The sequence below is a fragment of the Pseudomonas sp. MD195_PC81_125 genome, assembly GCF_014060985.1.
Taxonomy (GTDB): domain Bacteria; phylum Pseudomonadota; class Gammaproteobacteria; order Pseudomonadales; family Pseudomonadaceae; genus Aquipseudomonas; species Aquipseudomonas parakoreensis.
The window spans coordinates 1-14052 of the sequence record NZ_JABULD010000710.1 but is presented as its reverse complement, the minus strand read 5'-3'; the positions used below and the strand labels follow the sequence as shown (position 1 = coordinate 14052).

Genomic DNA, 14052 nt, shown 5'->3' with positions numbered 1-14052 from the left:
CCTCCGTGTATTTGGGCATGGACGTGATACTAGTTGTATTCAACCAACTGATGTCACTGCGAGGCCAAGCTTCGACAGTCGCAAGCGATGTCCCTCTGAGGTTTGTCTGGACGGGCACGGTGTTCTATTTAATCGTCAGTTTGCAGGGCGCGTTCCAGGCTCTGATGCCGGTCAACCGATTGACTCACTTTTCCGATTGGGTAATTGGCCATTCGCATCTCGCGATGCTGGGTTTTGCAACCTTCGTTGCCGCTGGCGGGATTGCCCATGCCTGGCAGCGTATACCAAACAACCGCTACAGCGCAGCGGCGATGAATTGGGCTTACTGGCTGATAACTATCGGCCTACTGGCCATGTTCACCACACTAACGGCCGGCGGTTTGGTACAGGCACAAATATGGGAAACCACCGCGCCGTGGATGGACTCTGTACGCGCATCTCTGGCGTACTGGTGGATCAGAGACCTAAGCGGATTGCCGATTCTGGCAGGCTTCATCGCGTTTTTCCTGGGCCTAACTACAGGAGCCCGAAACAACGGTGCTGCCGTAAGTACCTCTCCCGTCATTCACCCTACGTTAGCGGGAGTTTAAGGTATGCAAACGGTTACCAAGCATCGCCTGTTCAATAGCGCCTATCTGATCATATTTGTAGCCGGTATCGGCTTCTTTATCTTGTCGTTTATGCTGCTCGGGATATTGCCTGGGAAGCAACTGCAAAAGGAAATCGAGGCCCGTGCACCTGCCAACATGCAACAGTATTCCGCGAAAGAAGAACGAGGGCGCATTGTATATGCCCGCGAAGGGTGCGGTTATTGTCATACTCAACAAGTACGATTCGTAGCTCAGGACGTCAGTCGCTGGGGGGCGCCCACTGAAGCATGGGAAACGAAATACGACTACCCACAACTCTGGGGGACTCGCCGCATTGGTCCTGATTTAGCTCGGGAAACCGAGGTACGAAGTAATGATTGGCATCTGACCCACCTATTCAATCCTCGATATGTCGTTCGTGACTCTGTAATGCCTGGCTATCCCTGGTTGTTTAAAGGTGATGCCAACAAACCGACATCGGATGGAATTGACCTCGTTGCCTACTTACAGACGCTTGGTAGAGCTAGAAAAGTTTCGGGTTATGACGATCCGCTTCAGGCGCAGGTTGAAGCTCAACAATCAACCCAGAAGAGCAGTAACGCGATGTCGCACGACAGCATGGCAGATGAAGAAATGTCGGCGTCACTCAATGTAAGCCAAGATGCAATCGCCGCGCGACCTCGCTTGGATGGGCCAGTGCCTGGCTTTGTGATACCTACTAACGCAAATGACCGCTCGATCGCATTACGTCTGGGACAAGCGGCTTTCGCGGAGAACTGCGCCGGGTGCCATGGTCCGAGTGGAACAGGTGATGGCTTAGCGGCGCCGACGTTGCTGCCACGTCCGGCTAACCTGCGCGATGCACAATTTACAACCCGGCATTTAGCCGATGTTTTGTGGAACGGCAGGCCCGGGACAGCAATGCCCGCTTGGAGAGACCTTGATAACTCAACGCTGGTGGCACTCACGCTTTATGTGCAAAGCCTGCATACAGCGGACGAGCGCGCCTTGCCGTCTAGCGACGTAGCGCTTGGGCAGTCTCTATTTTCCACCAATTGTGCTAGCTGCCACGGTGCCAGTGGCCAGGGCAATGGGCCTGCATCTCGCGGGCTCTCCCCACGCCCCGCGAACTTCTGGGAGAAGAAAGGCAACACGGCGTATCTGGAGAACGTCTTGCGTGAAGGCATACCAGGTACGGCAATGCCTCCCTGGAAAGCAGTGCTCTCGGACGAACAACGAACTGCTGTAGTTACCTATTTGCGTACGCTATACCAACCTACCGAGCAGGAGTGAATCATGTTTGCTTCAATGGTAATTGTGATGACCCTGATCGTTTCTGCATTCGTTGTAGCTTGGTGGGTCAGCCCTGAACTTCGGCTGTGGAGTGAGGCGCCCAAGCTCGTGATGCTTGAGCGTGAACGTCGTTTTGCTCAAATAAGAACGCCATTGGATCAACAGGGGGGGAAAGATCAGGGTTCCGGTAAAACATAATATTGGGAAGTTTTTTACGGAACTGGAATAGAACTGTCTGGCGTTCGTCTACTGTCTGGTCGCGTACTATTTCAAATAGCAGGCGAGCCTACAAAAATTCACAAAAACCAAAGGAATACGTATGTTCAAAAAAATGATCCTCACCGCTGCTGTTGCCGTCTGCTGCATATCTGGTTTTGCGTTCGCCGACGCGCCAGTCAAGGTTGCTGAAACAGACAAGGGAAAAGTACTCGTAGACGCGAAAGGAATGACTCTGTACACGTTCGGTAAGGACACCTCGGGCAAGTCGGTCTGCACTGGGCCATGCGCTGCAAACTGGCCACCTCTGGCAGTGTCGGCAAACGCCAAAGCGGATCATGATTATTCTGTCGTCACTCGAGACGATGGCACAAAACAATGGGCTTACAAAGGCATGCCACTTTACAGCTGGGTCAAAGATACCAAGCCAGGGGATACAACCGGCGACGGTGTCAACCAAGTCTGGCACGTTGCTAAACCGTAACCTCATTAATTAACAGGCTAGCATGCGCCCTGGCTTTGTCAGTGGCGCAAACTAGAAGTTTAACTACCTGATAGTTCCGCCAACGTGCGGCCGCTGCGCCTCACAAAGCATGATGGATCAGATCAACGTAAAATGGGGCCGAGGCACCGTACGCTCTTGAGATGTTCCCATAACGCCATACTGGGGTATGAAGCGCCAGATGCTAAGCCCCATTTGCACAACCCAGCTGGATCACCTCTGGACTGTTAAATTTAAATAGGGCTAGCACTGGGGCTGGGACTTACTAAAGGTTTCAACCCTCAGATCTGATTAAGGTAGGATGATTCAAAGAGCATAGCAAAAATCTTAATCCCGCCAATTATACATTATTGAAAAAACAGGTGATTGCGTTGCATTTGACCAACTGCTTGCATTCAATTTGACCAATTGCATTCGTATTGCCCACCTGGATAAACACCGGATCCTATTGCAACCGTTTGCGACTTTTGATCCTTCGCATTGATTCGCCTTTCAGTTCTATAACGTGGGACTTGTGAACGATACGGTCAAGAATTGCATCGGCAATCGTGGGGTCGGAGAACAGGTCATACCATTTTTCTTTAGGGTACTGACTTGTAATCAACAATGAGCCGTTCTGTGACTGCTCGTCGATAACGTCCAGGAGGAACGGGCCCAACTGGGCGTCAATGCCACCGATGCCCAAATCATCTATGACTAATAATTCTGCGCGGATCAAATGCCGACGTAGTTTAGGCGTGGTGTGGTCAGCGTAAGAAAGTGAGATTTCTTCAAAAAGCTTCGTGGCAGTGCGATACAGCGTCGCTCGCCCAAGGCGGCAGGCTTGGTTTCCGAGTGCGCAAGCGAGCCAGGTTTTGCCAGTGCCCGTAGCGCCCGTGATGATCACATTCTGACGTCGCGCTAACCACTCGCACTCACCAAGGGACATGACCGTATTGCGGTCTATGCCTCGAGACGCCTTGAATTCAATGCTGTCTATTGTGGCTTCATTCTCACGAAGCCTTGCGTTCTTTAGCAAACGTCCAACCTTTCTGCTCTCACGCTCGCTATTTTCGGCATCCATCATTAAACCAAGCCTTGTTTCGAATGGTTCTTTCAGCAGCGCCGGTGTTTCAAGCTGACGCTCGTAGGCTGCTGCCATCCCGTGCAGACCAAGAGACATAAGGTTTTGGGCAGTATCGAGGATTGACTTCATAGCGGCTCATCTCCCTGTGAGGCGTAGTATTCAGCACCACGTATGTTGGCGTGTTCGACCAAGGGGGCGGATCTTCGGTAGTTGGGGCGCAGGTCAGATTCGTTCCGAAGGATCGAACGCAGCCGCTCAGAACTTAGGATGTTCAAGCTATTCGCATAGCCGCACGCGGACTCAAGGCGTGACGGTGTGATTGCCCCTTTGCGAACGTCACGTTTCAGGCCAACAACGACCTTCAAACCGGTCGAGAAATCTTTCCGCAGGTTGAGGTTGTCCTTCACGAAACGGAGCGTTTCCGGCCCAATAGTCTCAGCCCAGACAATCAGAGCTTCCGGCTGGGAGTCCTGGAAATATCTGTGATTCGGGGCCAAGTGCTCTTTGAGAGTGCTAGTGCCCCGCTGACGATTGAGCTTGTGCGAGCCGATGAGACGGCGCTGATGAATGATTTCGAGCCAATCGTCTCGCACGCGCAAATCGACAAGAAGATTCGCGAAGTGGTAAGGAACCGAGTAGCTGTGCTCTTCAAATTGTACGTGGTAGTCGCTGCCTACCCTAACCTGATACACCCACTTGCTGTAGCTGTACTTATGTTCTGGGAGCGGCTTGAGGGCTGGATAGTCAAGCTCAAGGAAGCGGCTGGTTCGGCTCTTAGGGTACGTTCGAGTGATTCGACTGTTTAGCTCATCAACCCAGTAGCTGATTTTCTCGTTGAGCTCTTCTAAGGAAAAAAAGGTGCTCGCTCTCAGCCTTGCGAGAACGAATCTTTGTACCAGTTGAACAGCAATCTCACCTAGCGACTTGTCTTGCGGTTTACGCGGTCTGGCGGGGTAAATTTGAAATCCGTAGTGCTCAGAAAACTCGGCGTAGGCACGATTTAGGGTCACCACATCTCTCGTGTTTTTTCGTCACTGCTGACTTCAAATTATCAGGCACAACGAACCGTGGAACCCCGTCGAAGAACTCCAGGGCCAGAATGTTGCATCTGAGCCAGTCTGGGATCGTTTGACTTCTCACGGCGGTGGCAAAAATGTATCCCGAGGCACCTAGCGTTGCCACGAACACCTGAGCTTGGCTGATTGCTCCAGTATCCGGGTTGGTCACAGGCATTGTCCTGCCACAAAAGTCCACGAAGCACTTGTCTCCGGGGAGGTGAGTCTGTCGCATGCTCAGCTTTTGCCTATTGACCCATTCACGATAAATCCGTGTGAACTGAGCATAAGACACGCCTTCTGGCTCGCTTGTACGAAACTCTTGCCATAGGAGTTCCAAGGTGATGTCAGGAAGTTTTAGCTGTTCATGGATGGCAGGCCATGACGGGTAAGCCTTCCTTTGAGATGAGACTTTTGGCTGGGTATGCAGACGCTCCGCCAGCGCTTTGTCGTCAAGGTGCTTCAGTTCTTCCCAGCTTTGTCCACACTGTGCCAACTGATCCCGAATGGTGCGAACAGTGTTATGGGACACTTTGGCTAATAGGCCAATAGCCCTATTCGACAGCTTGGGGTCGCTCGTAAGGCGTAGCACCTCGCGCTGCGTACTTATTGGCAGCCTCATATGTTCTCCTCGCGACAGGTGTGTGAACACCTCACAGGTCGCGCCGTGTGAAAATTGCAGACAAACGGAATGTGATCGACTTGACGCCGAACGCGAGGGAACACAGAATGACGGCGCGTAGGGCTGAAACCTAACACCATCAAAAAAGCCTAGGGCTCCACCCCTGGGCTTTTTTGTGCTCCAAATCCACCGGCTAGCTCCTATCCTGATCTCATTGTGATACTCCTCATATGCTTAGTTCATACGGCCTGCTGCCGTGCGCAGCGCTGCGTAGCAATCCACCAAGCGACCTCTTTGGACAGAGCAAAGAACCCCCGACGATTAGGCACTTCAAATAGCGGCACCTCAATTGTCCCTCGCTGTTTAGCTTTACGAAACGCGTCGTACGATGTGTAACCCAACTCTCTCCACAGCGCGCTGCCACCCACCATCAGGCCATATCGCTGTTTGAGGTCGAGCTCTAATTCGAATGACAGAAATTGGATTTCAAGGGGCTCGCGCATCGCACTTAATGTCCGGTTTGGTCACAGTTGATAGTAATAAACCGCCCCCTTGCGCTCCAGCCGTAAGACTTCTACATTTTTTACGGTACAAAGATCGTTCGGGGATTTTTAAGTGTCTGATTTTAAGAGAATTGCAAACATTTATTCGGAGTTCGCAGGCAGCTTGCGCGAACAAATTCCGGAAAATAGCCGCCCCCGAAGCAACACAGTGGAAATGCTCGCAGTGGGCTACTGGTTCGAAGGACTGAGGCAGCGGACAGGCCTCAAAACTGCCTATGCCCTTGAGCTGTATTTCGAAAAAGAGTCATTTCGAAGAAATACGAATGGCACGATCCGGCATTACCGAAGCAAGTGGTCTAGGTACGAACAGAAAATGATCTCCCCCAAGGCCAAGACCTTGAGTAGGGTGGAACTGCTAGCACCTGGATCGTCCCGCGACCTGAATCATCCCATATGGACTTTGATGAAGCTGATCTCCCGGCAACAGAAAATCAGCTTCGACAGCTACTTCCGTGCGTTAAATACCGATGTCCAACTGGTGCTTTATCGCAGCACCAGCAACATGATTTGGGACAGTGTTCAGCGCGAACCAATCACTCAAGTTCTACTCGAAAAACTCGAACGCAGGGCAAGCTTGGATGCCCTCGCTGCGTTGATCGCGATAGTGGTCGAAGCAGATCTCCTAGGTCGAAAAACCGTTGCTATCAAGGCAGCAGGCACCTTGCACAAAGTACTTCTGATGCTGGCAATGGAGCTTCAAGCGCGCGGTGTTGCCGTTGGCCTAATCGATTGGCTCGTGTTCAACGTCCTACCCCTTGGAGTGCCTGCCCATCTGCATATCTGGATGAGCAGCGCTGACTACATCCACGCGTCGGCGCATTTGAACACCATGGTTTACCAGCATCCGGAAAGGCGCGGAAAAGCCCTACCTTGGAAGCTTCGTAATAAGCTGATGTGCAAGCTGCTTGCCGGGGACATGGGAATTGACGTTTTGCACGCAATGCGCCCTCAGTTCGAGTTGCGGACGGACATAGGGGAAATTGCGGCCGAGCTGGTCGAGGAGTTTAAGAAGACGTCGGCACTGAGAACTTGGGGATGGATGTGCATCATCGATGGCGCGCCACAGACAGTGCCACCAGTACCGCTGCTTTAGCCTTTCAAATGACTCGCCAGGCGAGTGGTCAAGTCCAATGCAAATGCCTGGTCACTTCCGATGCAAACGACTGGTCAAGTCGAATGCAAACGACTGGTCAAATGGGTTGCAATTTCCCACAGGTCGCCCAATTTAAAAAGCACTGGGATGATGAGCGATTCAGCTCTATCCCTATTACCGAGCGACGCGCAGCCTTGTATGCGGCGATACCTGCGATGTCGGCGCAACAGCAGCTGATCACCGTCTTGGCCTGCGGCATTTGGGCGAAGAATCGTCGGTGAACACCTTCACCAGCGCGCTGCATGCCGATGTGTTGCAGCGCCTCGCCAGGGACTACGGGCTCAAGCGTCGCTTGAGCACCGACTATCTGCGAGGCGGCAAATGTCCGGCTTGTGGTCAAAAGGAGTTGTATGCCCGCTACTCCGAACCGTGGCTGATCATTTGTGGTCGTGAGAGCAAGTGCGCTCAGCGCTGGCACCTCAAGGAGATTTACGAGGATCTGTTCAATGATTGGAGCAAGCGGGCCCCCTCCTCTGAGCAATTTCCATCGGCGACGGCACGGGCCTACCTTGAGTTTGCCCGGGGCTTTCGTCACGAGGTTATTCAGGGCTGGTACTCGCAGGAAACCTATTTTTCTGAGGACTTGAATGCCGGCAGCGCGACGGTGCGCTTCGCCTTGGAAAAAGGTGGCTACTGGGAACGCCTGATCGACCGGCCGCACCGGTTTGGCAAGATGAAGGCGCGGTTCAAGCCCGGCGACAGCCCGCGTGGGTACTGGTGGTGCCCGCCATGCGTCGAACTGCTGGACGTCAAAGAACTGTGGATTGTCGAGGGCATCTTCGACGCGATCGCTCTGGTACATAACCGCATTGCCGCGGTGTCGGCCATGTCGTCAGCCTTCTTCCCTGAAGAGTCGTTGAAAGAGCTGGCACGGCAGCGCGGCGGCAAATTGCCCAAGCTCATTTGGGCGCTGGACAACGAACCCGGCGCACACAAATACATCAAGCGTTGGGTTCGCCAAGCTCGCGCCCTAGGTTACGAGTGCGAAGCCGCACAGATCCCGCAATCGAACAGCCGCAAGGTCGATTGGAACGATCTGCATCAGCGCTGGGCGTTCATTGACGGCGAGAGCGAGCGTGCTGAGCAGATCGAAAAGGACCTGGCCAACGCTCGCTATCACGGCTCCTTGCTGATCGCCGAAAGCGCGTCTGAGAAAGGCGTGCTGATGTACGAATGGCGCGAGCGCCACGAGTTTTCACTTCGGCTTCGACAGCCGACTCTACTGGTTCAAGATGGACCTGGAGAAATTCAACAAAGCCATGCAGGGGCTGGAGTCCTCCGAGCGCCACGAAGACCAGCTGCTGAACGAAAAGCAGCGTCGTGAAAAGGCCCTGCGCCAATGCGGTGGCGTGGTGGAAATCGCCAACTGCTACCCACAGGCGCTGTACTTCCAGCGCAACGAAGTCACCGACGAATCCTGGTACTACTTCCGCGTCGACTTCCCGCACGACAGCGGCAGCGTCAAGAACACTTTCACCGGTGGCCAGGTCGCCGCCGCCAGCGAGTTCAAGAAGCGCCTGCTCAGCATGGCCGCCGGCGCCGTATTCACCGGCAGCGGGCAGCAGCTCGACAAGATCATGAAGGATCAGCTGTTCGGCCTGAAGACTGTCGAGACCATCGACTTCATTGGCTACAGCAAGCTGCACGGCTGCTACGTCTTTGGCGATCTCGCGGTACGCGGCGGCATCGTCAGCGTGGTGAACAAGGAGGACTTTTTCGAATTCGGCAAGCTGCGACTGAAAACGCTGCAGAAGTCGATCGCCATGCACATCCAGCGCGACAGCAAGCAGTACCGTACCGACTGGCTGCCAATGCTGTGGCTGTGTTTCGGCGCCAAGGGCATCGTCGCCCTGGCGTTCTGGTTTGGTTCGCTTTTCGCCGAGCAGATCCGCGCGCAGTACAAGTCCTTTCCGTTTCTTGAAGTCACCGGTGAAGCCGGTGCCGGCAAGACCACGTTGCTCACCTTCCTGTGGAAATTGCTGGGCCGCGAGCATGAAGGTTTTGACCCGTCGAAATCGACCCGTGCCGGCCGGCAGCGTGCCATGGGCCAAGTTTCCAATATGCCGGTCGTGCTGATCGAGGGCGACCGCAACGAGCCGGATAAAGCGCACGCCAAGGGTTTCGACTGGGACGAGCTGAAAGACTTCTACGGCGGCGGCACGCTCGGTACCAAGGGCATGAAGACCAGCGGTAACGAGACCTACGAACCGCCGTTCCGGGGTGCGATTGCGATCAGCCAGAACGCCGATGTCAGCGCATCTGAAGCGATCCTGACCCGGATTATCAAATCGCACTTTGCGCGCCCGGAAGTCACCACCGAAAGCCGCGCGGCCGCCGACAACCTGAACCTGATCCCGGTCGAGCAGTTGAGCCACTTCCTGTTGCTGGCCGTTCGTGCCGAAGCCCAAGTGATGGCCAAGTTCGCCGAACGCGTGCTGGTTCATGAACAGCAACTGCGCCGGCTCAAAGAAATCCGCGTGGAACGGATCATCAAGAACCACAGCCAGTTGATGGCCCTGGTCGATTGCCTGCGCCTGGTTTGCCCGCTCGATGAGAACCACGTCGCCACGACGCATCAGGCGCTGATGGTCATGGCGCTGGAGCGGCAAGCCGCGATCAGTGCCGACCACCCGCTGGTTGCCGAATTTTGGGAAGTCTACGAATACCTCGAAAGCCTGGGCGAAGGCCCGCAGGTCAACCACAGCACCGACCCGAAACTCATCGCAATCAACCTCAACGAATTCGCCGAAAAGGCCAGCGAGCATCGGCAGAACCTTGCGGATCTCAAGACGTTGCGCTGGCTGCTGGTGAACAGCCGCAGCCACAAATGGCTAGAGACCAACAAGGCGATTTACAGCGCGGTGCGTGCGTCGCAAGCCGTCATCAATGGCACGCAAAAAAGGAGCACCACAGTGCGCTGCTGGATTTTTCAGCACGCGTAACGACCTGCAATTAAGGGATCACCCGGTGCTGCAGTGCCGGGATGTGTAAAGGAGAAACACGATGCAAATAGCGGTTCTAGAGCTCTTGGATGTGCCCTGCTTTGTTGGGCGAAATCTCAGCTTACAGGTTGGGCGTTTCAGCGCTGGTCGGGGGGCGTTATGAAGAAAAGGAAAGCTTTTCCCTGGTGTCTGGATTTGAACGGGATTTGCGACCAGTGCGGGAGGTCGCGGGCACATGGGAATCATCGCAAATGCAGCAAAGCGCGGCAGGTGGCTGCGGATCGGCTTCGGGTTGAGGAGGCTCGGAGCGGGGTTAAAAAGCCGCGAAAAAGAAGTGCTGGGTTGTTTTGGTTGTTGAGGCAGGAGTGAGGTTGCAACAGCAGTAGAAGGCTCAGGACTAGGCCTTTCCCATTTCTAACACAGCACAGGAGGTGCTTATGGCAGACGGTGTAGAGGCCCGCGGAAACTCAGTGCGGGTTTACTTTCGCTTCAATGGCGAGTTGTGCCGGGAGCGCATCCCCGGCGGTAATACTCCGGCCAACCGGGAACACGCGGCGCGCCTGGTGAACATCATCGAATACGAAATCCAGGCCGGTACTTTCGATTACAGCCGGCACTTTCCCAACTCGGGCAAGCTGGCCGAGAACACGTTCGGCCACTATCTGGATCTCTGGCTGAAGATCAAAAGCAACAGCGTCGCCGCGACCTCCTATCGAGGGTACGCCAACAAGGCCGAGGTACACGTCCGGCCGCGCTGGGGTAAATCGCAGATCGACCAGATCGATCACTTGGATTTGCAGGAGTGGATCCAGGACACGCTGTCGAAGCGACTCAAGAACAAGACTATTCGAGACATCATCTGCAATGTGCGGCAGGTATTTCGGCTGTATCGAACTCGAAAAAAAGTGGCGCACGATCCTACTGAGGGTCTGTTCGTGCGGTTGCCGGATCCTGAAGCACCGGATCCATTCACCAGGACGGAAATCAAGCAGATCCTCGAAACGCCCACGAAGCGGATTCAGGAGGTACTGATGGTGCAATTCATGATTTGGGCGGGGCCACGGGTTTCAGAGACGATCGCGCTGGCCTGGGAAGATGTCGATCTGGAGCAAGGGACGGTGACGTTTCGGCGGTCGAAGGTGCGCGGAGCATATCGGGTGACGAAGACGCGCCGGTCGACGCGGAAGGTGCGGTTATTAGCACCGGCGTGGGATGCGTTGCGCCGGATTGATGCGATCAACAAGGTCAAGAAGGCGGAGACGGTCGAGGTTGTGGAGCGTGATAACAAGACTGTTCGCAAGCACACGCTGCGGTTTGTGTTTCTGAACAGTAAAAGCGGGTTGCCGCATGTGAGCGATTTTGTGGTGCGGGATCGGTTTTTTAAGGCTCACCTGCTTGCGGCTGGGGTGCGGTATCGGGGACCTGGGCAGTGTCGGCATACGTATGCGAGTCAGTTACTGACAACCGGGGTGGCTTCGATTGATTGGATTGCGGAGCAGATGGGGCATACCAACGGCAACATGATTCGGCAGCATTATGGGACTTGGATTAATGAGGATGGGCCGGATGTTGTGGGGATGTTAGAGCATGCGTTGGCTCTTTAAAAATCTGTCAATAGCCCAACATTTGAGCTATTGACTAAACCGCTATTAATTCAAAGAATTCGATACTAGATCCAAGTACTCGTACCAAGGCTCAGCTCTTGTGCCCTCGACTGCAGACGTCCTTACCAGCCTGCACCTCTCTGAATCATAAGTAATCGTTTCCACGAGACACGCTTCAGCTATCGCAGGATTAAGATCACGCAGCTCGACATAATTATTTTTAGTCCAGTTCAACACTACTTTCTGCAAAGGACGACTATCCCGACCCCAATCACCTTTCCCCACTGAGAAACCCATAACATTTAAACAAAATCCAATTATTTTAGCACCCTTGAAGTTAGGAAATTTCTTCATTCGGACTACTTCATTATAAAGTAGTCTGCGAACCTTAAATTTTACAATCTGTCCCGCCACACCTGAAAGCCTATGATCACTGAACAGTCTCCCCCATACAGAGTTATGCTGAATCATCCAACAATCCCACTTAGGAAACTTAACCGCCGATGCGGAAAATATCACCTCAAAGACCAAGCCTGCCAAGTGATCATAAGCAGTTTTGTGCACTGGCCCGTAGTCATCGCGAACTCGCAACACGAAATACTCCGGCACATTTTGTTTTTCTAGCACTTCAACAGCTTCACATATGAAATCGATTATAACCCGCATGCGCGACAGAGCATCGTTATCCCAAGGAACATTAGCAATTCCATTTAGGGTATAAAGATCAGACGCGGCTCCTTCCAGGTAACTCATTGCTCTGTACAGTACGAAAGAATGTCGATAAGAATAATTTTCAGAATAGTCAATAAAGGTCATTAACAGAACTCGACAGTAAGCCCCCCACTGCCCAGCATCCCATTTAGAATTACCCATCAAATCCGGATCCAAAAGCGTCCCAATATTCTCAACCATTAGATAATTCGAGAACATTGCATGACTCAGAGGTTTGTGGTGACCAATCAACCCAGAATCGTACTCTTCTGTTTCGTGATAGAGAAATGAATCTCTGTTTAAAATAGCTTCATTGATAATATTTTTTTGAAAAAAATTTCGACTTGAACACCATATTTTTTTCGTATCTCCAATCTCTTGAAATATCGCAAGCGCAGTACCAGGTGAAGATTCCACTATTGCTCGACAAAGTCTTTTGTCAGCAATAAGCAACAGCAAGTCGTTCGCATAAGCCCCAACTTTTGAATTTTTAATTTTCCACCTATTTTGATTAAGCTTTCCGTTGCTTTTGGATCTCAGTCTTATCGAAAGCATAACGAATAAGCGGACGAGCAGAGTGGACAAGCTCATCTGCAATCACTGCCAACTCTGCAGGAGAACCTTTGAGAATGAAACGATATAGACTCTGTGCATATCGTTCAGTATTTCTCTTGCCAAATATTGGGGGCCGTATAAATGCAAACCATGCCCAAACGAGGAAGGTAAGAAGGAATGCACCACCTAAGAGAGCCTGCCAAGACGCAGGGGTTAAAAGATTGCCCCTGGGCACTAACCATTGCTCGGCACGCCACAAATCCGTGAGCAACGTGAGTATCCCTACCGCCGTGACGACTGAAAAAGTAATTCCTCGAAGCGGAATCGGCGCAGCTTGAATGCGGAAACGGTACCTCACATCCCCGATAGTCCAAGCAAGAACCATAAGGGCTAGACCGGCAAGAAACTCTGAAAAACCAAAAAATTTTGCCCCTGTTGCATCAAGTGGAATGAAACATATGTTTAGGAAACATTGCTCAGTCAACACGATTTGATCCCTCATAACATCCTCCGTCCGTCATCATGGTTCACCTACTCGTGAGCTAGGACGAGAGATGACATCCCCCCCGAGGCACAGGTTAAGAGCTCACCAAGGCTTACACCAACGGCGATTAAAACACCTAGGCATTCCCATAATGTTCCCATATCGCCCTTTTCCAGACGCCAAAAACCACAAACCCCCGACTTTCTCTAGGAAAATCAGGGGTTTGCGTTTACTGAATGTGGCGGTGAAGGAGAGATTCGAACTCTCGATACAGTTTCCTGTATACACACTTTCCAGGCGTGCTCCTTAAGCCACTCGGACACTTCACCGTATCTCTTCAAACATGTTCTGTCTGTCGAGGCGCGCTAATGTAGTCGAAAGCTTTTCTGATGGCAAACTTTTTTTTCAGAATTTTCATGCGCTTAAGGCATAAAGGCGTTTCGACCCGCCTTGGGCGATGGCAAACCGGACAATCTCTGGTGACGGCCACCCTTTTATATAGAAGCAGAACGGCGTGCTACGCCAGGCGCGGCCGGAAACGGTGACTGGCGGGTCAGTCACGGCGCTTTACCTGGCCTGCGGCGGTGGGTAACGTCTGCCCATCTTTCTTACAAGGAATAGCGTCATGAGTGAGTTGATTGCCTACCACCTCGAAGACGGTATCGCGACCCTGACCTTGAACAACGGCAAGGTCAA

The 14052-nt window shown here is 52.9% G+C and carries 12 protein-coding genes, 1 tRNA gene and 2 pseudogenes; 9 read left to right on the top strand and 6 right to left on the bottom strand.

The annotated features are described in order from the left end of the window. The 5 genes from HT737_RS28060 to HT737_RS32875 all read left to right on the top strand — a co-directional run. Nucleotides 1–590: cbb3-type cytochrome c oxidase subunit I (locus HT737_RS28060; protein ID WP_182404443.1), on the top strand; the 590-nt coding region annotated here is incomplete at its 5' end. 3 nt (nucleotides 591–593) lie between these two features. Continuing rightward, entirely contained in the window at nucleotides 594–1883 is a 1290-nt protein-coding gene (locus HT737_RS28055) for a cbb3-type cytochrome c oxidase subunit II (RefSeq protein ID WP_058417012.1), read from the top strand. A 3-nt stretch (nucleotides 1884–1886) separates the two neighbouring features. Continuing rightward, nucleotides 1887–2081 carry a hypothetical protein gene (locus HT737_RS28050; protein ID WP_032657047.1) on the top strand — a complete coding sequence of 65 codons (195 nt, stop codon included), beginning with the start codon at nucleotides 1887–1889 and terminating at the stop codon, nucleotides 2079–2081. A 121-nt stretch (nucleotides 2082–2202) separates the two neighbouring features. Then, on the top strand, nucleotides 2203–2583 hold the full coding sequence (locus tag HT737_RS28045; protein ID WP_012723153.1) for a hypothetical protein: 381 nt from the start codon (nucleotides 2203–2205) through the stop codon (nucleotides 2581–2583). 169 nt (nucleotides 2584–2752) lie between these two features. Continuing rightward, on the top strand, nucleotides 2753–2842 hold the full coding sequence (locus HT737_RS32875) for a DUF4113 domain-containing protein (RefSeq protein WP_311138688.1): 90 nt from the start codon (nucleotides 2753–2755) through the stop codon (nucleotides 2840–2842). A 204-nt stretch (nucleotides 2843–3046) separates the two neighbouring features. Here HT737_RS32875 and istB read toward each other — a convergent pair whose 3' ends face one another. The 3 genes from istB to HT737_RS28025 form a co-directional block, all read right to left on the bottom strand. Next, nucleotides 3047–3796 (bottom strand): IS21-like element helper ATPase IstB, encoded by a 750-nt coding sequence (istB, locus tag HT737_RS28035; protein ID WP_012723152.1) that lies wholly within the window; start codon nucleotides 3794–3796, stop codon nucleotides 3047–3049. Then, entirely contained in the window at nucleotides 3793–4677 is an 885-nt protein-coding gene (locus HT737_RS32055) for a hypothetical protein (protein WP_306287287.1), read from the bottom strand. Before HT737_RS32055 ends, istB begins: the two co-directional genes overlap by 4 nt. Before the next feature lie 906 nt (nucleotides 4678–5583). Further along, complete coding sequence (locus HT737_RS28025) at nucleotides 5584–5847, bottom strand: hypothetical protein (protein ID WP_012723150.1); 264 nt, start codon at nucleotides 5845–5847, stop codon at nucleotides 5584–5586. Between the two features lie 112 nt (nucleotides 5848–5959). Between HT737_RS28025 and HT737_RS31405 the strand changes: the two genes are divergently transcribed. The 3 genes and pseudogenes from HT737_RS31405 to HT737_RS28010 all read left to right on the top strand — a co-directional run bounded on the left by HT737_RS31405 (nucleotide 5960) and on the right by HT737_RS28010 (nucleotide 11606). Next, entirely contained in the window at nucleotides 5960–7000 is a 1041-nt protein-coding gene (locus HT737_RS31405; RefSeq protein WP_012723149.1) for a hypothetical protein, read from the top strand. Nucleotides 7001–7277: 277 nt separating this feature from the next. Beyond that, nucleotides 7278–10002 (top strand): annotated as a pseudogene (locus HT737_RS28015) (toprim domain-containing protein). A 437-nt stretch (nucleotides 10003–10439) separates the two neighbouring features. Beyond that, nucleotides 10440–11606: an Arm DNA-binding domain-containing protein gene (locus HT737_RS28010; RefSeq protein WP_182404442.1), complete on the top strand. Its 1167-nt coding sequence runs from the start codon at nucleotides 10440–10442 to the stop codon at nucleotides 11604–11606. 45 nt (nucleotides 11607–11651) lie between these two features. Here the strand turns inward: HT737_RS28010 and HT737_RS28005 are convergent, their stop codons facing one another. The 3 genes from HT737_RS28005 to HT737_RS27995 all read right to left on the bottom strand — a co-directional run bounded on the left by HT737_RS28005 (nucleotide 11652) and on the right by HT737_RS27995 (nucleotide 13685). Beyond that, nucleotides 11652–12770 carry a hypothetical protein gene (locus tag HT737_RS28005; RefSeq protein ID WP_182404441.1) on the bottom strand — a complete coding sequence of 373 codons (1119 nt, stop codon included), beginning with the start codon at nucleotides 12768–12770 and terminating at the stop codon, nucleotides 11652–11654. Nucleotides 12771–12828: 58 nt separating this feature from the next. After that, nucleotides 12829–13374, bottom strand: coding sequence for a hypothetical protein (locus tag HT737_RS28000; protein WP_220459536.1), 546 nt, complete (start codon nucleotides 13372–13374; stop codon nucleotides 12829–12831). Between the two features lie 221 nt (nucleotides 13375–13595). After that, nucleotides 13596–13685, bottom strand: a tRNA-Ser gene (locus HT737_RS27995). 296 nt (nucleotides 13686–13981) lie between these two features. Here HT737_RS27995 and HT737_RS27990 point away from each other — a divergent pair. Then, nucleotides 13982–14052: pseudogene (locus HT737_RS27990) on the top strand (enoyl-CoA hydratase); the annotation flags it as partial.